Raw genomic sequence first — 23,750 nt, forward strand, 5'->3', positions numbered from 1 at the left:
CTTGTTATGACGACTTATGCCTTTGCGAATACAGGGACTTCTAGCCAAGAGTCTGATGTTGAGACCATGCAAATTTATGGGCATCAATATGAGGGCTATGCTGAGCATATGCCGCAATCGGGAACGAAAACAGATGTCGAGTGGTTAGACGTTCCGCAATCTGTATCGGTAGTGACAAAAACTGAAATGGAAGACCGAGGCGCGGTACGTCTAGTGGATGCACTTGACGGCGTTGCTGGGGTGAATAACACGCTGGGCGAAGGAAGCCGAGATCAATTTGTCATTCGTGGCTTTGATGCTTTAAATGATATGTACCGAGATGGTATGCGTGATGACGGTACGCTTCAATCCTACCGCAGTTTAGCCAATATTGAACGAGTCGAAGTGGTTAAAGGCGCAGCAGGCGCTTTATATGGAAGAGGTTCTGCGGGCGGTATTATCAACTTAGTCACCAAGCGTGCGAATGGTGACACGTTTACCCATGTTAATGGCAGTGTTGGCAGTAATAGCCAGTATGTTGGTCAAGTCGATAGCTCATTTTCCTTTTCAGATAAGGTTAATGGACGTGTGAATCTAGAGTATCGTGAAGGGGATTCATACGTTGATCACGTTGATTCGAATGACTTCTTCATTGCACCGACTCTTCGTTTCTTACCCGCTCAAAACCATATCATTGATATTGATGTGGAATATGCTCATCAAGAATTGGTGCCATACCGTGGCGTTCCTTCACATAATGGTAAGCCAGTCGATGTACCCGTTGAAACTTTCTATGGCGGCACCAATGATTATCAAAAGTCCGATAGTTTACGTCTAGCGGTCAATTATGAATGGCAGTTGAATCAAGATTGGGTGTGGAATAACCGAGCATCATACAGCCATATAGAATTAGAGCAGAAAGGTACACGCCAAGGGACAGTTACCGCAGGTGAAGTCTCACAAACGGTCAATAACTTTGGTTATGATCCCCGCACCACCACCACCCTCCAATCAGAATTGGTATGGGAAACCAGCGATAACCAACTGATGATTGGCGCGGATTACAATCAGATCAATATCGACTTAACGTTGGCGAGTGATAAAACTCTTCCTCCTAAAGATATTTATGATCCAGTCGTGGGACCAACTCCAGACCCTGGCTTCAAACCATTCCGTGATAACACGACCACTACTACAGGCATTTATATTCAAGACGTTTATACCCTAGGTGATTTATCGCTGATCGGTAATGTGCGTTATGACTCCATGGATCTTGAACAACAAAAAGCCGGTGCTGAAAAAGAAAACTTAGATGACGATAAAGTAAGTTATCGCGCCGGTTTGGTGTACCGAATTAGTGATGATGTTTCGGTTTACGGCAGCTTAGCGCGTTCATGGCAGTTGCCTTATTCAGGGATTTACATTAACCCTAAATTGGCAGAGTTCTTCCAAACAGATTTAAAGGAAGTGGGAGCCAAAGCCTACCTTCTTGATAACGCTTTAATGCTTAATGCCGCTATTTTCCAAATCGATCAAGAGCAGCCTCAAACGAATACTGATGGGGATGTGATTGCCAAAATTGAAGCTCGTCACCAAGGCCTAGAACTTGAAGCCCGAGGAAAAATCACGGAAGAGTGGGACATCTCTGTCGGTTATAGCTACTTAGATGCGGAAGACAAAGATACAGGTAAAAAGCCAAATGATGTGTCTGACCACCTGTTTTCACTTTGGAGTACTTACCAACTGGATGACAACTGGCGTCTTGGTGGTGGGGTGAAATATGTAGGTGACCGTTATTCAGGTAACGATGAAGCGGTAGCTCTCGGCGATTACACCACGGTTGATCTGATGACGGCTTACACCACTGGATCACATAAAATACAAGCCAACGTTTATAACCTATTTGACGAAAAATACATTTTGGGTGCAACGAATGGCAAGTCGGGTCTGAATCAGATTGGTTACGGTGCTCCTGTCGAATTCATGTTGAGTTACGGATATCAATTCTAGCTCTTTATCAATAATAAAGAGCTATCAATACTGGAGCTCCATAAATACTAGAGTTTCATCAATAGCTTACCCATAAAAACTCGAAAATAAATAAGCGTTTACAGCTTGTTATCGAAATTATTCATTTTTACCTTATTACTCAATATGAGTCTTAATTTTTTATGGCGACTTAAAAAACAATTAAGTCGCCTAATTTTCTTTAAGGATTCCCATGTCTTACCAGAATTTGGATGGTGCATTACGTAATCATTTTCCGCGTCTTAGTTTGTTAAGCATTGCGGTTATGTCTGCCACTTCGATGAACGCTCTCGCGGCGTCTGACTCGAATGACAATGTGACGGCGATGGAAACGGTGGTGGTTACCGCAAGTGTTATCGGCAACTCTCAAGTGGAAGATGTCCGTGAGTACCCTGGTGCTCGTACGGTACTGACCAGTGAACAAATTGAAAAAACTGCGGCTCATTCTATTGATTCTGCTTTGCAAAGCGTTCCAGGCATCAAAGTGCAAGATGAAACGGGCACTGGAGTCTTGCCTAATATTTCAGTTAGAGGTTTAAAAGCAAGCCGAAGTGGACATGCTCAGTTCTTGATGGATGGCGTGCCACTCACTTTGGCTCCATATGGTCATACTGGGCAATCCATTTTCCCAGCGACACTTTCTATGCTTGAAAGGATTGATATTGTTCGCGGTGGTGCTGCAGTTCAATACGGACCAAACAACGTTGGGGGTGTCATTAACTTAGTCACTAAGCCGATACCTCACCAATGGCAGACAGAGATCAGTAACCGATTAACGGTATTTGAAGACGGTGATACGCCTCTTAATGATTTTTACTTGAGAACCGGCGGTTGGTTAACGGACAGCTTAGCTTTACAGCTTGAGGGTAACTTCTTAAAGGGAGAAAGCTTCAGAGATCATTCCGATACGGACGTTAAGAACTTCCAAGCAAAAGTTCAGTGGTTACTGAGTGATACGCAAGAGTTACAAGCTTTTATTCAGCGTTACGATGCTGATACTCAAATGCCAGGGGCATTATCGCCTGATGACTACAAGCAAGATCGCACTCAATCTAAACGCCCTTATGACGAATACCAAGGGCAATCTACACGTTGGAGCCTGAAATATCTTCATGATTTAGATATTGCCGATGGTGCTGAGTTTGAACTACTGACTTTTGGTCATAAGTCGGAACGTTTCTTCCAATGGGGCTTTAATAGCGCAGGTGGGCATTGGGCTGATCCAGCTTTGCCATCTACTCATATTCGAACTTCGCCACGTGAATTCAATGTATACGGCATCGAGCCAAAACTGGCACTTTATGTCGGTCAAGGTAAATCCGTGAGCCAAAACTGGATTGTTGGTGCGCGTTACGTTAATGAAGATGTGGACTACAAATTAACTCAAACACCTATTGCGGGTGGTGCAACCGCAACACCACGTGATTGGCACTTGGATACGGATGCCTTCGCAGGTTATATCAGTAATGAAATTGGCTTCTTGAATGATACTTTAAAAGTCACGCCTGGGGTTCGGTATGAATCAGTAGATATGGCATTTAAAGACATTGGAAAGAGTGAAAATGCGAACAACAAAGTGACGGAATGGTTACCAGGCTTAACGCTTGCTTATCACTTGAATGAAAATTGGGTTAGCTATGCGAACGCGCAGAAATCATTGAGAGCACCGCAAATTGCGTACATCCGAGGCTTGGGTGAAGAAGGCAGTGAGCTTGCGTGGAACTACGAATTAGGGGCGCGTTACACTCAACAATCCACTAGCTTTAATGTTGCGCTATACCGCATTGATTTTAAAGACCAACTGCAGTGGCAAAGTGGAACGCAAACCTTTGACAATATTGGTAAGACACTTCACCAAGGTATTGAAGTGTCTGGTCGTTACACTCCTGAATCTATGCAGGCGTTAAGCTTAGGGGCAAGCTATAACTTCCTAGATGCAACCCTTGAAGAAGACGGTGCGAATAAGGGAAATCAACTTCCTCATACATCACAGCATCAACTTAGTTGGGATGCCACTTACGCATTCACCAAAATTGATACAACGTTATCAGGTTTCTACTTCAGTGATGCGTATACCGATAATGCAAATACGAGTGAAGAAGATGCAACCGGAGCGAAAGGAAAAGTACCGTCTTACATGGTCTGGAACTTTAATTTAGGCACGGATCTTTACAAAGATGAAAACAACCTGTTACGTATGAATGTTGCGGTAAATAACCTCTTTGCTGAGGAATATTACTTCCGCGGAATTGATACCAGTCCTGTTGGGCGCTATCCGGCACCTGGACGCTCTTACACGCTTGATCTTAACTACCAGTTTTAACTTTAGTTAAACGAGAGTTAGGTAAGGGTTAAATAAGAGATAAATAAAGTTAAATCAAAGTTATCTCAAGAAGTTGCCAATCTGAGCATGGAATGTGAGTTGGCAGCTTTTTGACTTGTAAGTTAATCAGCTTACAAGCGAATCAATTTATAAACCTGTTAATTTATCAGGTTATGGAATGTGAAAAGATGAATAATAAAAAACAGTGGAACTGGGTATATGCCATCTTCGGAGCTGTAATGATGCTGCTGTCTCCTTTTTCGAGTGCAGAAATACGCATGGTAAAGGATGAACAAGGTCAGTTTCAAATAGAATCAGTACCGACACGAATTGTGGTGCTTGAGTTTTCTTTTGTGGATGCTTTGGCTGCGGTTGGAGTGTCGCCGATTGGAGTGGCTGATGATAATGATGAAACTCGGGTGATTGCTTCTGTTCGGTCAAAAATTGGTAAGTGGCAATCCGTTGGTATGCGATCTCAGCCAAGCTTGGAAGCCATTGCGGTATTGAAGCCTGATTTGATTATTGCAGATGCAGAAAGGCACCGAACTATTTATCAAGATCTACAACGCATTGCCCCGACTTTATTGCTTAAAAGCCGAGGTGAAACATATGAAGAAAACTTAGAATCGGCTCAAAAAATTGGCGTTGCGTTAGATAAAGAAGTGAAAATGGCGCTGCGTATAAAGCAGCATCAACATCATATGGCTCAAAGCAAAAACCGATTAGTCAGTAAAGAAACGGTTCAATTTGCAGTCGTTTCGGATAAAGGCATGTGGCTTCATAGCCCTGTTTCCTACGCTGGTGGGGTGTTAAGTTCTCTTGGAATTTTAAGCCCTCTTGCTAAACAGGAAGAAGACAAAACTCCTTCCGAAGATCTACATTCAGGTAAAGCCTACCTACCGACAAGCTTTGAGTTCTTATTAAAAACAAACCCTGATTGGCTGTTGGTTGGTGCTTATTCACAACCCAATATTGTGGATGAATGGAAAAACAACCCTTTATTCAAGATCCTAAAATCATCAAAAAAAGAGCAAGTGGTCGAAGTGTCTCCGGCACTATGGTCTTTAAATCGTGGCATGCTTGCCGCTGAAGAAATTGCTCATGAGCTTGAGACTTTACTAGGTCACTAATGAATATGTCTGTTCTTACACAGGGTAAAGCGATGGTTAAGCCGCATTGGCGCACCGTCGCTTTTACGGTTTTGGTGGTGTTCATTACTTGTTCTGGCTATGCCGCGTCTATGCTGGGCTGGTCGAATTTTTCATTAACATTAAACAGCCTATTTCAGTATTGGTTCCACTTTGATGAAGCCAATATGATACAGCAGATTTTAGCAACGCTTCGTGCGCCACGCGCTCATGCCGGCTTAATGATTGGAGCATGTCTGGCAGTCGCGGGTGTGTTAATGCAAGGGCTCACTCGTAATCCATTAGCTTCACCCTCCATTTTTGGTATCAACGCTGGTGCTGCATGTTTTATGGCTCTTGCCTCTATCGGGGTTCCAGTTTTAAGCCAAATCAACCCTGTTTTAAATGCGGTGACAGGTGCACTGCTCAGTGGTATTACAGTCATGATTTTGGGCGGCTTTTTTTCTTCTCGCTTTCACCCACTACGTTTAGTTTTAGCTGGAATTGCGGTTAGTGCTTTGCTTATTGGTTTAACTCGCGCTGCGGTGATCTTAGCGGATGACATGGCATACAGCGTATTGCATTGGCTAACAGGATCGCTTTCAAGTGTCGATGCTTCTCAATGGCAGCTGCTTTGGCCGCCAGCATTATTAGGGCTGATTTTAGCCATGGGTTTAGCGCGCAACTTGAATCTATTATCGTTAGGTGAAGAAGTGGCTGTTGGGCTAGGCAGTAACGTATCAATGACTCGGTTAGTCAGCGGAGTCGCGATAGTTTTGCTCGCGGGAAGCTGCGTGGCGATAGCCGGCCCTATTGGCTTTGTCGGTTTGCTTGTCCCTCATTTAGTGAGACCAATAGTCGGTCATAATTACCACGTGCTTATTCCCGTTTCTGCTTTAAGTGGAGCAGCATTGGTCGTGTGGTCTGACGCGCTATCTCGATCGATTGCGTTCCCGGCAGAAACCCCCGTCGGCGTAATTACTGCATTACTTGGGACGCCTTGTTTCATTGTTATTGCTGTGAGGAGATCCTTATGAGCCTTACCGCTAAGTTGATGGCTTTATTGATACTATTGATGGTGTCTTCTTTCGCGACGCTTTTCGCTGGTGCTGCTCAAATGCCTTCTGGACAAGTGATCGATCATCTCTTTGCCTTCTCGAATGCCGATTTTGTTATTCACCAATATCGCTTACCCCGAATGGTACTGGCGATTGGTGTCGGCGCGGGGTTAGGGCTCTCGGGCGTTTTAGTTCAAGGGGTTATCCGTAACCCGCTAGCGTCCCCCGATCTCATGGGAATAAGTGCTGGTGCAGGGCTCGCGGCGACCGCATGTTTAGTGTTGTTCCCTAATGCCCCCGTATCACTTCTTCCTTTTGTTGCTATGTTTGGTGGTTTATTTGCAGCAGGTTTGATTGCGGTACTGGCTTATTGGTCAAAACCCACAGCGGCTCGACTTGCTTTAATTGGTATTGCGGTCAGTGCCTTTCTGGCGAGTGGGATCGATTTTTTATTGATCGTCAATCCGGTTGAAATTAACACTGCAATGGTCTGGTTAACGGGCAGTTTGTGGGGGCGAAACTGGCAGCAAGTCCCTTATATTTGGTTCATTTTACTTCTGTTACTGCCATTGGCTTTTTGGCTAGCGTGGCGTTTAGATGTAATGGGGCTTGGTGATGAAAGTGCGACAACACTTGGAGTGGCTCCTAAAAAAATCCAAATATGGGCGTTGATCGCAGCAGTCTTGCTTGCCAGCGTCAGTGTGTCTGTTGCGGGTACCATTAGTTTTGTTGGGTTGCTTGCTCCACACTTAGCGCGTTTGTTGTTTGGTCATAATCATAAATTCTTAGTCCCAAGTGCCGCTATTCTCGGTGCCTTACTCGTGGTTTGCGCTGATGGCCTTGCTCGGGGTATCCAGCCGCCAATTGAACTACCCGCAGGTGTATTAACGTCTGTGATTGGCGCACCGTATTTCATCTTTCTACTGTATCGTTATCGAGGTTGGTAAACATGCTACAAACGCAGAACCTTTCCGTCGCGTACGGCAAACAAACCATCATTCAAGATTTGTCTTTGAATATTCCTAAAGGGAAAATTACGGCTCTTGTAGGACCTAATGGCTGTGGCAAATCCACCTTATTGAAAACCTTGGTGCGTATAAATAAACCGTCTTCTGGGGAAGTACTGTTTGAGGGTAAAGCCATAAGCAGTTATCAAGATAAATCTCTAGCTCGCTCTTTGTCGCTATTGCCTCAAATTTTAGTTAGCCCCGAAGGAATTACTGTTAGGAAGCTGGTGGAGTACGGCCGCTCACCTTATTTATCTCATTGGGGGCGTCTGAATCAGGAAGATAAAAAGATCGTTGAACAAGCCATGTTAGATACAGGGGTGGCGGAATTTGCAGATAAACCGGTTGAGTCGCTATCTGGAGGTCAAAGGCAAAGGGCTTGGATTGCAATGGTGATGGCTCAAGATACAGATATTGTGATGCTGGATGAGCCGACCACTTACTTGGATATGTCTCATCAAGTGGAGCTCATGAATTTAATGAGGCAAATGAACGACAATGGCAAAACCGTTGTCGTGGTGTTGCACGATTTAAATCAAGCTTGCCGCTACTGTGACCATTTGATCGTTCTAGCGCAAGGAGCCTTAGTCACACAGGGATCACCCGAAGAAGTCTTTACCGAATCATTACTTAATGATGTTTTCGATCTAAAAGCCAAAGTCTTCAGCGATCCTGTTTCCGGCACTCCAATGTGTGTTGCGGTGTAGGGGATAGGTCGAAGCTAGACATATAGAGGCAAGCTAGACATATAGAGGCAAGCTAGACATATAGAGGCAAGCTAGACATATAGAGGCAAGGTAGACGTAGTGGTATAAATAAAAATTCGATACTTTTCGGTCATTGAGATGTTTATAGCGAGTATGATGAGTGAATGAAGCTTGTTTAAAGTATGAAAAATTGCTTAATGCTAAGAACGTTAGACAACGAAAGGTATTCGTATGCAACAGTTAAAAAACCAAAGCTTACTGTCTTTTATGGTTACAGAATCTGACAGTGCTCTTGCTGTCAGCAACCCCGCGACTGCTGATATTATCGGTTATGCTCCAGTTTCAAGTGACGCTGAAATATTAGCTGACATTGAGCGTTCGCATACGGCGCAAAAACACTGGGCAGCACTACCCGCGAAAACTCGTTCAGGGTTTTTACAGCGCTGGTTTGAATTACTGCTAGAGAACCAAGAAGATTTAAGCCGTTTAATGACCTTAGAGCAAGGTAAACCATTACATGAAGCGCAAGGTGAAGTGCTCTATGGGGCAAGTTTCATTGAATGGTTTGCAGAAGAAGCTAAGCGAACATATGGCGAAACCATTCCCGCTCATTCTGGTGATAAACGCTTTGTTACCATCAAACAACCAATTGGCGTGGCATGTGCGATTACTCCTTGGAATTTCCCTATTGCGATGATCACTCGCAAAGCGGCTCCTGCACTTGCTGCTGGGTGCAGCTTTATCGTAAAGCCTTCAGAACTGACGCCCTTATCAGCGTTTGCTGTCGTTGAACTTGCCTATCAAGCGGGCATTCCGCGCGACGTGATAAAAGTGGTGCTAGGAAATACTGCACCTCAAGTTGGAGATATTTTTACCTCACACCCATTGATACGAAAACTGTCCTTTACTGGTTCGACTAAAGTTGGAAGCCTGTTGATGCAGCAAAGCGCGCATGACATTAAGCGAACATCTATGGAGCTCGGCGGCAATGCTCCGTTTATTGTATTTGAAGATGCAGACATTGATGCCGCAGTAAAAGGCGCACTGGCATCTAAGTTTCGTAATGCTGGGCAAACTTGTGTCTGCGCGAACCGCTTTTATATTCACAGCAATGTGTACGACACTTTTGTTACTAAGTTAGATGCTGAGGTGCAAAAGCTAAAAGTAGGGAACGGTTTGGAAAGCGATGTGAATATAGGTCCAGTGATCAGTGAATCAGCGAAGACGAGTATTCAATCTAAAATTGACCGCGCTATTGAGCAAGGTGCTATCCCTGTCACTCCACTTAAAACGCTTCCTGGATTATTCATGCAGCCAGTGGTACTTCGAAATGTGTCTCATGATATGGATATCGTCCAGCAAGAGATCTTCGGTCCCGTGGCGCCAATCATGCGCTTTGACAGTGATGAAGAGTTAATCCATATGGCGAACGACACTATTTACGGCTTAGCGGCGTATTTTTATAGTCAGAATATTCATCGAGTATGGAAAATTGCTGAAGCGTTGGAATATGGCATGGTGGGGATTAATGAAGGGATCATTTCAACAGAAGTTGCCCCTTTTGGTGGAATCAAGCAGTCGGGTATTGGGCGAGAAGGTGCTAAACAAGGCATCGATGAATATTTGGATGTGAAGTATTTATGTTTTGGCGGTAACTAATCCGTTATTTACTCATGTTTATAATTCCCAATTTTGTCATCCTGCATCATTGGGAATACAAAACCGGTTAGGTCCTTTTATGAGTGAATATAAATAGGGAAATATAAGAGATCAGTTTAATTATTCGAACAAAACTTGCCCGTTGGCGTATAGTGTATAATTAAAGTTAACTTCAAGTTAATGTCTTTTTTATATTCGCCTCATCGTTGTATTTTAGGTTTAACATCATGATAAATAATAACTACCTAACCGTAGGGCAACTTTCAGAAAGAAGTGGGGTTGCGGCATCGGCTCTGCGTTTTTACGAAACTAAGAATCTTATTTCGTCGATAAGGACCAACGGTAATCAACGTCGATATAACACCTCTATGCTGCGTAGAATTGCTCTTATTCAAGTCGCACAATCTGTCGGTTTCACGCTTGAAGAAATCACGGTTGAGCTTGCTAGTTTACCGATGAACAAAACACCGACTAAGCGAGACTGGGAAAAGGTCGCGAAGAAGTGGCAAAAAGATCTCGATACCAAAATGAAACAAATCCAGTCTTTGAGTGATAACTTAACGGGCTGTATAGGTTGCGGTTGCTTAAGCATGAAAAAATGTCATTTACTCAACCCTGAAGACATTCTGCATGAAAATGGAAATGGTGCGCAGCGGTTAGTCGATGAATTTGAAGACGAAGGCACTAAGTAATGAGCCGCCCATTTCAATTTAGAACCATTCTTTTAGCCTGCTTAATTATCAGTGTTGGCCAACTGAGCATGGGTTTGGTATTTCCGTCACTGCCTTGGATAGCGAAAGACTTTTCTATCTCGCTTGAAGAAGCTCAACTGCTTGTCAGTATTTATCTATTGGGCTTTGGACCTTCTCAGTTTATTTACGGGCCTATTTCAGACGCATTAGGGCGTAAGAAAGTGCTACTGACAGGGCTGTTTATTGCTTTGCTCGGTTTGTTGATGATCATCTTTTTGAGTGATTCCTTTACTGGAATTGTGATGGGGCGTTTCCTACAAGGGTTAGGGACAGGGTGTTGCGCCGTACTTGCTAGGGCATCAACGCGTGATCGTTTCAGTGGTGCAGAACTGCCTGTTGCGATGTCTTATATTGCTATGGCTGCCTCAATTACTCCTTTAATTGCACCTGTGCTTGGCGGTTTCATCAACTTCCACTTCGGTTGGAGTATGGTGTTCATCTCTTTGTTTGGTTATGTCTCATTAGCGTGGGTGGTGATTGCGTTTCGTTTTAAAGAAACGGTGACTGAGCGTTCAAGTATTCCATCGGTCAAGAATATGGTGCTGCAATACAAAGATCTGTTGACCTCACGTTACTTTATGAGTTTTGCGAGTATTGGCTGGCTGAATTTTAGCTTAATGATCACCACGGTTTCCGTGATGCCTTTTATTATGCAAAATCAAATTGGAATGACTTCAGATGAATATGCAATGTGGGCGGTGATTCCTGCGTTGGGTATGCTGGGCGGCACCAGTATTTGTAATCGATTTCGCCCTATTTTAGGTAGCAAGAAAATGCTGCTATGCACGCCAGTTTTGCATGTATCAGCGGCTCTGTGGTTCTTTTTATGCCCCGTTGAACCTTTGTATTTGATGCTTGGTCAACTGCTAATGATTTTGGGTAACGGTATTGCCTTGCCTTGTGCACAAGCATTAGTCATGCAGCCTTATAAGAAAAATGCAGGCGCAGCGGCTGCGATGTCGGGCGGCGGGCAAATGGTGGTGTCATCGCTAGTCAGTATGGGATTGGTGAAGTTAGGTTTAGGTGAAGCGTGGCACTTATCCTTCGTGATTATTGTATTTACCATGATTACGTTGATGAACATTTTCCGCGGATTTAACAGCGAAGCATAGTTTATTAAGATGATGTGCTGAGTAAACTGAAGCTGTCTAGAAACTAAAACGGGCTAGAAACTAAACCGGATAAAGCGGAGGCTAAAATGAAATGGAGCTTTAATATTGAAGATGCAAGCCAGATATTCGTTGGCGCATTTGCTTTAGCTGTACCTATCTCTTTTTCTGAAGAAGCGTGGCGATTGGGGGAAACCTTACCAGCCACAAATTTAATGCTGCTGTTTACTCTGTCTGTTGTGTTCCTTGGGTTATATACCTATGAAAGTGTCTTTCAGAGACAAATCAGTAATAGGAAGTGGGTGTTCGTTTCTCGAATCGTCATTGCTTATTTAATGGCGGCTTTTGTCGTTGCGTTAGTGCTGTTCTGTATTGATAAGTTGCCTTTGATTGACGATCCTATCGTTTCGTTTAAGCGTGTCATTGTGATCACCATGCCTGCTTCAATGGGCGCGATTATTGTGGATAGTTTTGATAAAGAATAACGTTTATTTGAACCCTTAATCAGGCTGTCAAAGAACAAGTATGATTTTCTACTTTGTACAATGAAATTGATATACCATAAATATAATTTAATAACACAAATAAAGAAGTTCCAATATGAGTAATGTATACAAGCAAGCCGCTCAAGAGCTATTAAGCCGTCGAGTCGCTGGAAAGAAAGCGCCATGTTTAAGCGCAGACCTCCGCCCGAGTAATGTTGAAGACGCGCTGTGCATTCAATCGGCAATGATGGAACTGCATGATGACAGTGTGGCGGGTTGGAAATGCTTGCAACCATTAGCGGGAGGTAAGTTGGTTGTGGGACCTATCTTCGCCAATGACATGCAGCAGGGCGAGCATTGTGAGCTTTATGCAGACAAAGGCGTAGCACGCATTGAGCCAGAAATTGCGTTTGTGTTATCGAAAGGGTTGCCTGCAAATAGTGAAGGCTACACTGAGGCACAAATCAATGATGCTATTGGCTCTTGTCATATGGCTTTGGAACTCATTCAAGCACGCTATGCAGCAGACAGCGGGGCAGAATTTCCAGATTTATTAGCTGATGGGCTAGCGAATCAAGGTTTGTTTATTGGTCCTGAAATTGAGCGTGATAAAGCGTTCTCGGCAGCCTCTATCGCGATTGAAGTTACTCAGGGGGATAACACGCAGTCTTTTGCTGGTGTTCACCCAAATGATAACTCAGTCAGTCCTATCTACTGGTTAGTGAATTACATGACTCGCAGAGGCGTTAATTTTCAAGCAGGTGAAGCGTTGATTACAGGTTCTTACTGCGGTGTTGTTGCTGTTGAGTTTAATCAACTTACCCAAGTTACCTACAGTGGGTTGGGTCAATATGAAGTGACTTTTACTGAAAAACAGTAGAGTCATAATAAGCTGGCAATTTTGCGTTTTAAGCCGCATTTCTGGTTGAGATTTACTTCTATACTAACGAACAATCAGACTATAAAAGGAAATGCCGATGCTAAATGAAAACCATGCTTTTATTTTAGATTTTCCAGAGCTTAAACTCGATATTGTCCAGCTAAATCATGATGATGCAGTATTCAAAGCCGCTCTCCAAAAATATCATGAGCTTGATTATGACATTCGCCAATTAGAAATTTCTGGTAGCCCGATTGATGACGATAATATGCACAATCTTAAAGTTGAACGCATGGAGCTTAAAGACAAACTGCATACACAACTGGTAAGGCATCACGCTGCGGTGAATTAATCACTGACAGATATTCCCGTACTTCTCGGATCATCATGATTTAGGTGGTTGGTATAAGTATCGTAAACGTTCGCTTTACGGTACTTATCTTCAAATTATTTCTTCTCTCTATTCTCTTTCTTTCTCAGCCTTCTCTTTTTCGCATAACCAGCTTTAGTTTGCTGTTAATCAAAATTGGCTCTTCTGCACTTTATTTTTTGCTAACAGTAAACTCGCGTAAAACTATTTATCGTGTAGACAAAATCCCCTAGTTGCGATGAATTAACGACCTAACTACTATGCCTGCCCTAAACCAAGAGCTTCAGGTGTACGACTTAATTCGTCCTCTCAAGTTCTGAGATATATTTATCCTGAAAAAATTGTCATTAGATAACCCTTTTAAAGATCTGTTTTGCCACAGTTTATGAGCCTTTAAATGCTCTTTTATATCTATATGAAATTTTTGGAGTACCAGCTGTGAATGGTTTACAAAACCTTAGCCTGAAAAAAATGGGTTATGAACGTACTAAACGTGAGTATGACTTACGTGCAATGAACCGAGTAAGTGAGAGTGAATACGAATCTCGGATGGTGGTATGGGATAATCTAGCCCTTTCTGCGGGCACAGAAGGGGGAGCTGGCGGTTTTATTGATACTGTTTTTAGTAAGCTTCAACAAAATTTAAAAGATTCGAACAGAGAGTTATCAATCGATTATTCTGAGTTTGTCACCATGGCAAATGAAGAGGTTAACTATATTCGAGTGAACGTGGCTGATAAGAAAGTGCAAGCATTTTGGTATGCGACCATCTTATTAATGCTTTGCGGCTCGATTGTATTGTGCATTTAGAACGGTTTGTTTTACCTAAATAGATTTGTACTTACCTAAAAATATTTGTACTTACCTAAAGCGATTTATACCGACCCCCAGAAATAAAACACCGCTTCGAAATTGGAGCGGTGTTTTATTCATTGCCTTGCTGGGCTCTGCTTGATTTAACTGATTTTACCTAACGTGACCTTAGAGCGGTTAAGCCGGAGAACCAGCCTCGTCTTCTTTTACGATGTCGGTTTCTAGGCTTGCTTCGGCTAACCACTGCTTTACCGCAGAGCTATTCAGTACCTTTTTTTGATAGACAGTCGCTTTTTCAGATAGCTTAATACCGTAAGTTTCTACTCTTAATGCAACTGGCGCATACATAGCGTCTGCAATCGACCACTCGCCAAATAACCATCCGTCTGGGTACAGCTCCACCTGTTGCGACCAAAGCTCATCAATACGAGCTAAATCTCTTAATGCTCCCTTACTTAGATCCAGCTTGCGCTTGGCGCGGCAATTCATTGGCAGTTCATTTCTTAAGTCAAAAAATCCAGAATGCATTTCAGCGGCAATGGCTCGTGCGTGAGCTTTGTCTTTTGCGATAGCTGGCCACGCTTGCCCATTTAGATAGGTTTCATTCACGTATTCCAAAATGGCGAGAGAGTCCCACACATGGATATCACCATCGACCAATGTGGGTACTTTTGCCGTAGGTGTCACTGTTTGCAATGTGTTGTAAAAATCATCACTAAACAGTTGAAGCTTAGTAATGTCGGCTTCAATCTTATATTGGGCAAAGATAAGCCAAGCGCGTAATGACCAAGTGGAGTAGTTTTGATTACCAATAAAAAGCTGCATGATTCTTCCTTGTGTGTCGCGAGTGTGAGTTTTGCCTTGTGTGTTTTCAGATTAAGGGATTGTGTTATCCGGGACTAACGGATAATTTTGATGTCATACATTTATAGAAACGATGGATAGCGAAAGATATGGATATTGATGCGTTGAGAAGCTTTCTAGCGTTTGTTGAAACCAGCAGCTTTACTCGAGCAGCCAAGCAGATTAACCGCACCCAATCGGCGTTCAGTGCGCAAATGCGCAAGTTGGAAGAAGAGCTTGGTGTCACCCTGTTTGAGAAAGAAGGGCGAAATTTAGTGCTAAGTGAAGCTGGGCTAGCATTACGTTCTCATGCTGAACAACTGGTGGCTTTACATAACAAAGCTTTGAAACAAGTGAAGCGTTACGAAAATAAACAACCACTTCGACTGGGTTGCCCTGAAGATTACAACGATGCCATTCTTCCAAAAGTCATCCGTATTTTAAAACAGTCAGAACCAACGTGTTCTATCCAAATATTCAGCCAACCCAGCATTACACTGCGGGAATGGTTAGATGAAGGAAAATTAGACGCGGCAATTCTGACTCGTGCTCCTGGCACTGAGGAAGGGTACTGGCTAACCAATGACGTAGGTGTATGGATAAGTCATCCCGATTATGAGGTTGATGAATCACAACCTTTACCGCTTGCGTTGTTTCAGACAGATTGCAAATACCACGGTGCGGCAGTTGATGTGCTGACCAAACAAGGCACCCCTTACCAATTGCTCGCATGTTGTAATACTGCCTCAGCATTGCGGGGAATTGTTCAAGAAGGCCTAGCTATAGGTGTGCTGGGTAAATTGAGCACGACTTCGAATCTGAAAGTCTTAGATAATATGCCAGTATTACCCTCTGTGGATATTGTTTTGGTTTTGGGCGTGAAGCCTCATCCAATATTAGATAAAGATGTCCTTGATCAGCTAGTGGAACTGACATCGTGTAAAGCATAGAAACCTGCACTTTTTTCATACTCTTATATACTTTGTAAAAAGGGAGGGGAGTATGACTAAGCCAATGATGTTTCAAGACCAAATTCCAAATAACCATTGTTACGGGTGCGGTGCAGAAAACCCTGATGGGCTGCAAATCAAAAGTTATTGGACAGCGGAAGATGCCTCTTCTTGTGTTTTTATGCCATCTTCCCACCACTCAGCAGGACCCCTCCACTTTCTTAACGGCGGTATAATTTCCACAATTATCGATTGTCACTGTGTCTGTACAGCCATTGCGAAAGGCTACCAATTGGCAGGGCGTTCAATTGGTGAAGGTGAAACCATTTGGTTTGCCACGGGGAAATTAGATGTCTCGTTTTTAAAGCCTGTCGCGATAGATTGTGAAGTAGAATTGCAGGCAACGATTCAAGAAACCAAAGAGAATAAAATCACAATAGATTGCCAGTTATTATCAAAAGGGGTTGTATGCGCCACAGCGAATGTGGTGGCGGTCAGAGTGCCGAATGAATGGCTGGGGAATTAGTGATGAGCATAGAAAAATCGCGAGGTCGTAAGAACTCGCGATTCAGGGGGATCGAGTAACGGTAAGTGAATGGATTAAGCCTTTTCGGCAGTTTATCTCTACTAGAGCCGAGAGCCTTGGTTACGCTACTTCTTTATTGTCTTTTAAGCTTGCTAAGTAAGTATTGGTTAGGTAAAAACCACTAAACTTCTCAACAAAATCAGCTGGAACTGTCTTAGCCGTTAGACCCGATTCAATTAATGCCGCTTGCCATTTCTGGACTTTAGGGAAACCATCTAGCATGTCGTAGCCTGAGTGATTTTTGATAACCGATGCTCGGTGAAGTAGTGGTAGCCATGCAATATCTACGTTAGACACATAGTCACCTTTGAAGAATGGCGTATCACCGAGTTTTCCTTCCGCTTTTGCGAAGGCTTTAGCAAGGTTAGTAAGACGAGTTTCAAAGGTCTCTTTGTCTTTACTGGCCATGGTGCCACATTGAGGCATGTAGTGCTTACTTGCTTGATAAGACCATGCTCGATCTAATGCTTTTTGCTCTGCGGATACTTCCTCGATCGGTGCGTATTTATCATCCAAGTATTCAACAATCGCATCAGACTCAAACAGCACCGTGTCATTTTCTGTGACTAATACTGGCACTTGACCATTTGGTGAAATATCTAAGAACCATTGAGGCTTGTTATTCAGTTCGATGTATTCGATTTCAAACGGAACATTTTTCATAACAAGCGCACCCATAACACGTTGTACAAAGGGGCAATTCTTAAAGCTAATCAATTTAACCATGGTTTTTCTCCGAAATTATTCATTATTTTGTAGTTGCACCCTTAAGACGGTGACCAACAAGAAAAGACGAAATTAATAACAATAAATGTCAGATTAATTTTTATTATTGGTTTAGTTTGTTTGATTTCATAGGCTTATGGGCTGGTTGATTTTTGATAGTTATTGCTCCAGAGTGCGCGGAGTCTTAAGTCAATCAGATAACCGAACGAGGTAATCTGAAAGGTTGAAGAAAAGTCGACCATAATGGCTGTAAAAGAAGCGTATTAGCATTAGAATATGCGAATGCCATACTATTATTTGTAATGCTTGAGATTTTATAATGAATAATTCGTACCCCTCGCTGTTTACTGGCCGTTCGACATTAAATTTTACTCTATCAAGTGTTGCCACCGCTTTTTTACTCTTGCTGAGCTTCCAACTTTCCTTTTGGTTTACGCTTGAAGCCGATAGAGTGCATGTTATTTCGTTGACTGCTGGTTTAGTTTCCGCCCTTCTTCTTCGTTACCGAAAACAAGCCTTGCTTGGCATAATTTCAGGGCTCGCTTTACACTATTTGTTCATTTCACAGCGCGGGCTCGCGGTTGCCTTAACTTTCTCGTTTGCATTGCCAATAGTCATGATGCTGTTTTCAGAACTGTTTCTTTATGTCCAAAAACGGCTATCTGATAAAAACCTCACTCTTGTTGCAATTGCCTACACAGGTTTGATGATCGTGCTTTATCCGATTATCAATACTCTAGTAATGACGTTGATTGCATACATGTATGATTACCCGCTAATGACGGACTTAAATTATTACGGTTACGCTATTTTAAGCGGCTCGATGACGCAGTTAGTCTTAACTCCCTTACTGTATTTTATGTTGGCGTTTGCTTCGGTTGAGGGAGGGAAAAATTTGCTTTCGCTCAACCGCGCTATGTATGAACAATCTAATCGTTCAAAGCTTCATTGGTACTGGTTGGGAGCGATAGGCTTAGTGCTATTAACTGCGTTTGGAGCTAAAAATCATGTTACCTCTAGTGCACTTTCCGTATTAATTATGCCGATTGTTGGATTAGGGTTAGGGCAATTTGGCTTTATTCTACCTGCAATTTTTACCGCGATAATTGTGCTGTTTAATGTTGCTAGAGCGGTCAGTGCCTACGAACAGCAGTTAATTGATAGTAGTGTTTTCTATGGTTTGATTGTGGTGCTGTTCTCACTGTGTGTGACTATTTTCTTGATGATCACGCAAGCCATCAAAAACTACCTCACGAATAAAGCGGCAATCGAGTCTGAGCGTAGGGACCCATATACGCGCTTGTATACGCTTGCACAACTTAAAGTAGATGCTAAAGCCTTCCCTGAGGTCCCTGTGCTTGCTGTTATCGATCTTTCTCAAGTATCAAGGCGCGTAAAAGCGTTAGGGTTGGCTGAAAAAAGTGAGTTACTCAAGCAACTCAGTGAGTTCCTACAAGAGAACAATCGCTTATGTCACCAAGGTTATGTTGCTCCATTTACTACATCATTACTCTACCTTTTACCCAAAAATTCAGGCTTAGATAATGAGCTTGAACAGCTGCATAATCAGCTAGGAGAGTTTTCTTTTGATTGGAATAACCGCTCGATAAAAATCCTTGAACCTCAAGTGCGTTATGTGTTCCTTGATACCGATTTAGAATTCGAACAAGTGGTGTCACAGCTTTGTTCACGAACCATTGATATCCACTCGCAAAGCCCTATTTCGCAAGTCATTCTATCCAGTGGGGCTGATCCTTCTATTCGTAAATTAAGTCAGATTCAAGCTGCGTTTGATGAAGATGAGTTTGAGCTGTATTGCCAACCATATCGAAACTTACAAAACCCTGAAAGTTCAGAACTCTCATTTGAAGTCTTGCTACGTTTGCCAAAGCAAAGCGGTGATGTGTTAGCGCCTGCGGATTTTTTTCCTTTGATTAATGAGTTTGGTTTAGAAGTAGAGCTCGATAAGTGGGTAATCAGAAATACCTTTAAACAGCTTTCGAAGCATGTGAACCAATGGGAAAGCATTGATCGATGTGGCATCAACCTGACAGCGCAGGCATTAATGCAGCTCGATTTTGATCATTACATTTTAGATTGTGCAAAAGAATTTGATATTCCGTTAAATAAGATTTGTTTTGAGATAACCGAAAGCATGCCTTTGACCAACGAATGTTTGGTTATCGACAACCTTACTCGCCTGCAGTCTTTTGGCTGCACTATTGCGCTTGATGACTTTGGTACTGGCTATGCTTCGTTTGACTATTTACGCCGTATCCCCGTTGATATTCTTAAAATAGATGGCTCATTCGTTAAAAACATTAATACGGATGAAACCGACCGAGCCATCGTAAAAAACATCAGCCATATTGCCCAAAATATGGGGTTATTGACGGTCGCTGAGTTTGTTGAAACTGAGTCTCACGCTGAATTGCTGACAACCTTAGAAGTGGTGTACGCCCAAGGTTTTGGGATCGCGAAACCTAGGCCGCTTATTGACGAACTGCAGAAACATTGTGGTCATTGACCAGATTAATATGCTTCTAAAGGCTAATGCACGATGGCTGGAAGTTTGCACATTGACGGGAAGTTTGCTCATTGGCTTGAGGTTCGCAAACTGGCTTAAATTGGCATAAGCTTTAGGTACAGGCTTTCGCATGTGTTTTGCTTTTACAGTCGCTCCTAGCCCTGAGAATTCAGCCTATAAATCTCAGTCGATAAAGCTAAGTTGATACAGCTCAGCGCAGAAATTAATTTTTTTGAACAAACTAGCCAAAAATAGCTTCAGCATACTTAATGGCTAGTTTAGAAGGTGTTAGGTCTGGTGAGTCATTTTCCTTAAAATCCTTAACTGTCTCACTTTTGATAATTAAGTAAATTGCATTAGTAAAACCACCAGATCTAATCTATAGAAGTGTCATCAATAACTTATTTGCATGAGTTTGTGTGTAATTAAAAGTACGGGTGATGACTTGATTATGAAAGCCCTTTTCAACCCCCCCAAAGTTTATCTTGCTAAGAAGTATGACTCTTTAATTGAGCAACCGTTGGTTCTCTATAAAGAGCCTTTTACCGCTGCCTCAAACCTCAAATACACGTCACAAAGTCAAACAGTGGGAAGTATCACTGCGAAGAGCACACCCATAAGAAAAGTTGCCGTAGCCAATAAGGATAAACAGAGCGGTATTGCCGTGATTGAATTTACCGCGGTCGTTGCTTTTTTCTTAACTCTTATCCTAACGATCATTGATATAGGTATGTACGGTTACGTCAAACTCACCATGCAAAATGCTGTGAGAGAAGGGGCGCGATATGCAGTGACAGGTCAGTCAGGGCTAGACCCAGATGCTTCTAGTAACCGAGAAGCGGCAATCATCCAAAAAATGACTAACTCATCAAACGGCTTGTTCTCACAAGTTATCGAAGTCGATGAAATACGTGTTGAAGATCTTGATGGTAATGCGGTAACAGGCTTTGGTGGCCCTGGTGATCTTATCGCAATCCACTTAGATTGTGAGTGGGCAACATCGAGCCCTTATATATTACCTTTTGTTGACGATGGTACTTACAAATTCACGGTCAGCGCCGCGATGAAAAACGAGCTGTTTTAGGTGTACTTATGTCTAATCACTTTTCCTCTTCTTTAGCTCATTCCCAAGCCAGTCACCTCAAATCTGTTTACTCAAAACAGCGTGGTTTTGCGGCGGTTGAAACCGTTATTGTTAGCCCTGTTTTGTTACTGATTCTTGTCGGGTTGATTGAATTAATTCAAATGATTCAGGCGAACTATCTAATCATAAGTGTGAGTAGAGAAGGGGCGAATATCATTTCTAGGAGTAGCACTGAAACTCCACAAGACATTATGGATATTGTTGCTAGTACAAGCTCTCCATTAGATTTGAGTGCGGACGGAAATATCTATATCACTTTGGTTGTTGGTCAAGATGATGATGATCCTTATGTAAGTAGCCAACACCGATGGGATGATTTTGGTTACTCCGTGGACAGTGGAACATGGGGTGATTGTGCCAATTGGGATAGCGACGATCAATGTGAGTTGGATGAAGATAATCTGCCTACTTTATCTAACTTTGCGATTGATTTAGGGGAAGGGGAATCTGTCTACGTTGTTGAAGTTTTGTATGAATACAACCCGGCTTTCAGCTTCTTCTTAGAAAGTGGTGTTTCAATAACTGATACCACTTATTTATAGAATTTACAGGTCGTAAAGATATAGGTCATAAAGCGACAGGTTCATGAAGCTACAGGTCATAAGAGCTTCTGGCTTATTAGAAGACACTGGTTCATAAAGTTACGGGCTTATAGAAGGTACTGGTTATGAAGAAGTTACCTCCAATAAAATGGAAACGTTCAAAAGGGTTAGTCGCAGTACTGACCATTCTTACGTTACCACTTTTACTTGCCGTTATTGGTTTAGCTGTGGATACCGGTCGTACTTTCTTAGTAAAAGCGAAGCTGTTCTCTGCAGTCGATGCGGCAAGTATTGCGGCTGCAAGGGCGGTCGCAAATGGTGAAGATGCAGGGCGAGAAGCCGCCAACCGATATTTTTCCGCAAATATGCCCGCTGATTTTCATAAAAGTACCGCTACCTTAAATAATGTGAACTATGGGTATGATGAGTTTGGCAATATTTCAATCGATATTGACGCCACAGTAGAAGTGCAGAACCTGTTTTTAGGAATACTAGGTTTTGATAGCTTTGAATCGCATGTTGAAGCTCAGTCTGTTCGGCGACCTGTAGATTTGGTCTTAGTCATTGATAACACCACTTCTCTACGTTACGGCAGCATTGGCGATGTCACCCAAGATGTGGTGGAGCGATCGAAATCATTTGTAGAAAATTTTCATGAAAGCTTCGACCGTATTTCATTAGTTAAATTTGCCTTCGGGGCGCAAGTCCCAGTTGAGTTTACTGACGCAAGAGGTCACAGCAGATCCGATATCACCACCGCAATAGATGCGTTCAGCTTTGGGAGCTTTTGGAACGCTCAATATACTAATGCATCTGAGGGGATGTACCGTGCGCTTGATGAGATGAGAAATGTTTCTAATCCTGCGAACTTAAAGGTCATCGTATTTTTTACGGATGGCGCACCAAATACATTCGCCTCTCATTTTGAGTTTTCTGATGGTAATACCTACGCGGGTGCAATTCGTACTAACGATGAAAGCAGCGGCACCCCTTATGGACTGTGGCGGCATGACTCGATGGCAACAAGACTATCTGGGGATGGGTATTCTGGTAGTTCTATTTACACGGACTTGGAAGAATTGCCTGACCATTATAACCCGCATGATGAAGATGAAGCTGAGTTTAAAGTATTGAATCCAAGCCACACGGTGAGACCCGTAACACAGTACACAACCCACAGTACCAGCCAGCTTTTTACCAGAGTGAATCGAGTCGCGCGTAATTTGGTGGAAGACATGGCTGAAGCCGCAAGGCTAGAAGGTACTTATGTGTTCACGCTTGGGCTCGGATCATCGTTAACTTCGACCTCAGGACCTGATGGTGAGTATGGGGAAGATCTTCTTCTGAGAATGGCAAATGATCCTGCAATGTTGGATGATGCTGATCTCGCCAGTGATTATAAATCGGATCAGTTAGAAGGGGTGTATTGCCATGCTGTTGATGAAGAAGCGCTAGGTCCATGCTTTGATCAAATGCTGGATGTGATTATCCGTTTAACTATGTAGCGAGGGTTACGTCATGAGGCGAGTGAAAGCTGCCGTGAGGAATAAACCAGCTTTCGCTAACTTACGAATTTGCACAAAATAAAATCGGAACATAATTACCAAGTTATGTTCTGTTTTTTGTTCCTCTATTTCCCATTAACCTATCTGTATTGAATTGTTCGGTACTGAAAACCATCAGTACTGAAACGAACAGTCTCGAAATTAATGGGAATACTTGAGAATGAAAATTGAACATATCGCGATTTGGACCAACCAACTTGAAACATTAAAAGATTTCTACATCAAATACTTTAATGCCACAGCCAACGATAAATACTTTAATCCTAAGAAGAAGTTCTCCTCTTACTTCTTGTCTTTCGAGAGCGGTAGCCGTTTAGAGATCATGGAAATGCCTTCTATTCCTCAGTCTCAAGACGACCGATATGAACAGTTCACCGGTTTTATCCATATGGCGATTTCTTTAGGCTCAGAAGAAGCGGTAGATGAGCTCACAGTACGCTTAGTGGAAGATGGATATGAGAAGATTGACGGCCCGAGACGCACTGGTGACGGCTACTATGAAAGTTGCGTGTTTGATCCAGATGGCAATCGACTGGAATTGACGGCTTAATCAAACTTTCATTGTGAGTC

At 42.8% G+C, this 23,750-nt stretch carries 21 protein-coding genes and 1 pseudogene; 20 read left to right on the forward strand and 2 right to left on the reverse strand.

Annotation, left to right across the window (positions count from 1 at the left end):
• Window positions 1–60: 60 nt before the first annotated feature.
• The 13 genes and pseudogenes from L4C37_RS02705 to L4C37_RS02765 all read left to right on the forward strand — a co-directional run.
• Window positions 61–1,989 (forward strand): annotated as a pseudogene (locus tag L4C37_RS02705) (TonB-dependent receptor); the annotation flags it as partial.
• Window positions 1,990–2,200: 211 nt separating this feature from the next.
• Window positions 2,201–4,330 (forward strand): TonB-dependent receptor family protein, encoded by a 2,130-nt coding sequence (locus tag L4C37_RS02710; protein WP_429767789.1) that lies wholly within the window; start codon window positions 2,201–2,203, stop codon window positions 4,328–4,330.
• A 188-nt stretch (window positions 4,331–4,518) separates the two neighbouring features.
• Window positions 4,519–5,460, forward strand: coding sequence for a Fe(3+) dicitrate ABC transporter substrate-binding protein (locus L4C37_RS02715; protein ID WP_429767790.1), 942 nt, complete (start codon window positions 4,519–4,521; stop codon window positions 5,458–5,460).
• Window positions 5,461–5,492: 32 nt separating this feature from the next.
• The gene (locus L4C37_RS02720) at window positions 5,493–6,494 is read left to right on the forward strand and encodes a FecCD family ABC transporter permease (protein WP_429767886.1); all 1,002 of its coding nucleotides are present in this window, start codon (window positions 5,493–5,495) and stop codon (window positions 6,492–6,494) included.
• A complete protein-coding gene (locus tag L4C37_RS02725) occupies window positions 6,491–7,462 on the forward strand; it encodes a FecCD family ABC transporter permease (protein ID WP_429767791.1) in 972 nt (323 codons plus the stop codon). Before L4C37_RS02720 ends, L4C37_RS02725 begins: the two co-directional genes overlap by 4 nt.
• A gap of 2 nt (window positions 7,463–7,464) precedes the next feature.
• Complete coding sequence (fecE, locus tag L4C37_RS02730; RefSeq protein ID WP_273294048.1) at window positions 7,465–8,229, forward strand: Fe(3+) dicitrate ABC transporter ATP-binding protein FecE; 765 nt, start codon at window positions 7,465–7,467, stop codon at window positions 8,227–8,229.
• Window positions 8,230–8,460: 231 nt separating this feature from the next.
• Complete coding sequence (locus L4C37_RS02735; protein WP_429767792.1) at window positions 8,461–9,888, forward strand: NAD-dependent succinate-semialdehyde dehydrogenase; 1,428 nt, start codon at window positions 8,461–8,463, stop codon at window positions 9,886–9,888.
• Between the two features lie 227 nt (window positions 9,889–10,115).
• Window positions 10,116–10,580: a redox-sensitive transcriptional activator SoxR gene (gene soxR / locus L4C37_RS02740; RefSeq protein ID WP_429767793.1), complete on the forward strand. Its 465-nt coding sequence runs from the start codon at window positions 10,116–10,118 to the stop codon at window positions 10,578–10,580.
• Window positions 10,580–11,752, forward strand: coding sequence for a multidrug effflux MFS transporter (locus L4C37_RS02745; protein WP_273294255.1), 1,173 nt, complete (start codon window positions 10,580–10,582; stop codon window positions 11,750–11,752). The genes soxR and L4C37_RS02745 overlap by 1 nt, the downstream gene beginning before the upstream one ends.
• A gap of 86 nt (window positions 11,753–11,838) precedes the next feature.
• Window positions 11,839–12,234, forward strand: coding sequence for a DUF2391 family protein (locus tag L4C37_RS02750; protein WP_137371843.1), 396 nt, complete (start codon window positions 11,839–11,841; stop codon window positions 12,232–12,234).
• A 115-nt stretch (window positions 12,235–12,349) separates the two neighbouring features.
• Window positions 12,350–13,114 (forward strand): 2-keto-4-pentenoate hydratase, encoded by a 765-nt coding sequence (locus L4C37_RS02755; RefSeq protein WP_429767794.1) that lies wholly within the window; start codon window positions 12,350–12,352, stop codon window positions 13,112–13,114.
• Window positions 13,115–13,211: 97 nt separating this feature from the next.
• On the forward strand, window positions 13,212–13,466 hold the full coding sequence (locus L4C37_RS02760; protein ID WP_137371845.1) for an HP1242/YdcH family protein: 255 nt from the start codon (window positions 13,212–13,214) through the stop codon (window positions 13,464–13,466).
• 489 nt (window positions 13,467–13,955) lie between these two features.
• Window positions 13,956–14,294 (forward strand): thiamine-phosphate diphosphorylase, encoded by a 339-nt coding sequence (locus L4C37_RS02765; protein ID WP_137372258.1) that lies wholly within the window; start codon window positions 13,956–13,958, stop codon window positions 14,292–14,294.
• A gap of 180 nt (window positions 14,295–14,474) precedes the next feature.
• Here L4C37_RS02765 and L4C37_RS02770 read toward each other — a convergent pair whose 3' ends face one another.
• Complete coding sequence (locus L4C37_RS02770) at window positions 14,475–15,122, reverse strand: glutathione S-transferase (RefSeq protein WP_429767795.1); 648 nt, start codon at window positions 15,120–15,122, stop codon at window positions 14,475–14,477.
• Window positions 15,123–15,250: 128 nt separating this feature from the next.
• Between L4C37_RS02770 and L4C37_RS02775 the strand changes: the two genes are divergently transcribed.
• Complete coding sequence (locus L4C37_RS02775) at window positions 15,251–16,090, forward strand: LysR family transcriptional regulator (RefSeq protein WP_429767796.1); 840 nt, start codon at window positions 15,251–15,253, stop codon at window positions 16,088–16,090.
• Between the two features lie 52 nt (window positions 16,091–16,142).
• Entirely contained in the window at window positions 16,143–16,616 is a 474-nt protein-coding gene (locus L4C37_RS02780; protein ID WP_429767797.1) for a PaaI family thioesterase, read from the forward strand.
• A 120-nt stretch (window positions 16,617–16,736) separates the two neighbouring features.
• Here the strand turns inward: L4C37_RS02780 and L4C37_RS02785 are convergent, their stop codons facing one another.
• Window positions 16,737–17,402 carry a glutathione S-transferase family protein gene (locus L4C37_RS02785; protein WP_137371849.1) on the reverse strand — a complete coding sequence of 222 codons (666 nt, stop codon included), beginning with the start codon at window positions 17,400–17,402 and terminating at the stop codon, window positions 16,737–16,739.
• A gap of 319 nt (window positions 17,403–17,721) precedes the next feature.
• Between L4C37_RS02785 and L4C37_RS02790 the strand changes: the two genes are divergently transcribed.
• The 5 genes from L4C37_RS02790 (at window position 17,722) to L4C37_RS02810 (ending at window position 23,730) form a co-directional block, all read left to right on the forward strand.
• Window positions 17,722–19,929, forward strand: a complete 2,208-nt coding sequence (locus L4C37_RS02790; protein ID WP_429767798.1) for an EAL domain-containing protein — start codon at window positions 17,722–17,724, stop codon at window positions 19,927–19,929.
• A 616-nt stretch (window positions 19,930–20,545) separates the two neighbouring features.
• Window positions 20,546–21,013: a TadE/TadG family type IV pilus assembly protein gene (locus tag L4C37_RS02795; RefSeq protein ID WP_240701694.1), complete on the forward strand. Its 468-nt coding sequence runs from the start codon at window positions 20,546–20,548 to the stop codon at window positions 21,011–21,013.
• Between the two features lie 8 nt (window positions 21,014–21,021).
• Window positions 21,022–21,615, forward strand: coding sequence for a TadE/TadG family type IV pilus assembly protein (locus L4C37_RS02800; protein ID WP_273294267.1), 594 nt, complete (start codon window positions 21,022–21,024; stop codon window positions 21,613–21,615).
• Window positions 21,616–21,740: 125 nt separating this feature from the next.
• On the forward strand, window positions 21,741–23,120 hold the full coding sequence (locus L4C37_RS02805) for a vWA domain-containing protein (RefSeq protein ID WP_429767799.1): 1,380 nt from the start codon (window positions 21,741–21,743) through the stop codon (window positions 23,118–23,120).
• 220 nt (window positions 23,121–23,340) lie between these two features.
• Window positions 23,341–23,730, forward strand: coding sequence for a VOC family protein (locus L4C37_RS02810; protein WP_137371854.1), 390 nt, complete (start codon window positions 23,341–23,343; stop codon window positions 23,728–23,730).
• The last annotated feature ends 20 nt before the right edge of the window (window positions 23,731–23,750 follow it).

Origin of the sequence: Vibrio kagoshimensis, from assembly GCF_050337535.1 — a bacterium.
Classification (GTDB): domain Bacteria; phylum Pseudomonadota; class Gammaproteobacteria; order Enterobacterales; family Vibrionaceae; genus Vibrio; species Vibrio gallaecicus.

Coding starts and splice junctions, on each gene's coding strand:
- L4C37_RS02710 (WP_429767789.1), top strand. CDS start 2,201: ATGTCTTACCAGAATTTGGATGGTGCATTACGTAATCATTTTCCGCGT.
- L4C37_RS02715 (WP_429767790.1), top strand. CDS start 4,519: ATGAATAATAAAAAACAGTGGAACTGGGTATATGCCATCTTCGGAGCT.
- L4C37_RS02720 (WP_429767886.1), top strand. CDS start 5,493: ATGGTTAAGCCGCATTGGCGCACCGTCGCTTTTACGGTTTTGGTGGTG.
- L4C37_RS02725 (WP_429767791.1), top strand. CDS start 6,491: ATGAGCCTTACCGCTAAGTTGATGGCTTTATTGATACTATTGATGGTG.
- fecE (WP_273294048.1), top strand. CDS start 7,465: ATGCTACAAACGCAGAACCTTTCCGTCGCGTACGGCAAACAAACCATC.
- L4C37_RS02735 (WP_429767792.1), top strand. CDS start 8,461: ATGCAACAGTTAAAAAACCAAAGCTTACTGTCTTTTATGGTTACAGAA.
- soxR (WP_429767793.1), top strand. CDS start 10,116: ATGATAAATAATAACTACCTAACCGTAGGGCAACTTTCAGAAAGAAGT.
- L4C37_RS02745 (WP_273294255.1), top strand. CDS start 10,580: ATGAGCCGCCCATTTCAATTTAGAACCATTCTTTTAGCCTGCTTAATT.
- L4C37_RS02750 (WP_137371843.1), top strand. CDS start 11,839: ATGAAATGGAGCTTTAATATTGAAGATGCAAGCCAGATATTCGTTGGC.
- L4C37_RS02755 (WP_429767794.1), top strand. CDS start 12,350: ATGAGTAATGTATACAAGCAAGCCGCTCAAGAGCTATTAAGCCGTCGA.
- L4C37_RS02760 (WP_137371845.1), top strand. CDS start 13,212: ATGCTAAATGAAAACCATGCTTTTATTTTAGATTTTCCAGAGCTTAAA.
- L4C37_RS02765 (WP_137372258.1), top strand. CDS start 13,956: ATGGGTTATGAACGTACTAAACGTGAGTATGACTTACGTGCAATGAAC.
- L4C37_RS02770 (WP_429767795.1), bottom strand. CDS start 15,122: ATGCAGCTTTTTATTGGTAATCAAAACTACTCCACTTGGTCATTACGC.
- L4C37_RS02775 (WP_429767796.1), top strand. CDS start 15,251: ATGGATATTGATGCGTTGAGAAGCTTTCTAGCGTTTGTTGAAACCAGC.
- L4C37_RS02780 (WP_429767797.1), top strand. CDS start 16,143: ATGACTAAGCCAATGATGTTTCAAGACCAAATTCCAAATAACCATTGT.
- L4C37_RS02785 (WP_137371849.1), bottom strand. CDS start 17,402: ATGGTTAAATTGATTAGCTTTAAGAATTGCCCCTTTGTACAACGTGTT.
- L4C37_RS02790 (WP_429767798.1), top strand. CDS start 17,722: ATGAATAATTCGTACCCCTCGCTGTTTACTGGCCGTTCGACATTAAAT.
- L4C37_RS02800 (WP_273294267.1), top strand. CDS start 21,022: ATGTCTAATCACTTTTCCTCTTCTTTAGCTCATTCCCAAGCCAGTCAC.
- L4C37_RS02805 (WP_429767799.1), top strand. CDS start 21,741: ATGAAGAAGTTACCTCCAATAAAATGGAAACGTTCAAAAGGGTTAGTC.
- L4C37_RS02810 (WP_137371854.1), top strand. CDS start 23,341: ATGAAAATTGAACATATCGCGATTTGGACCAACCAACTTGAAACATTA.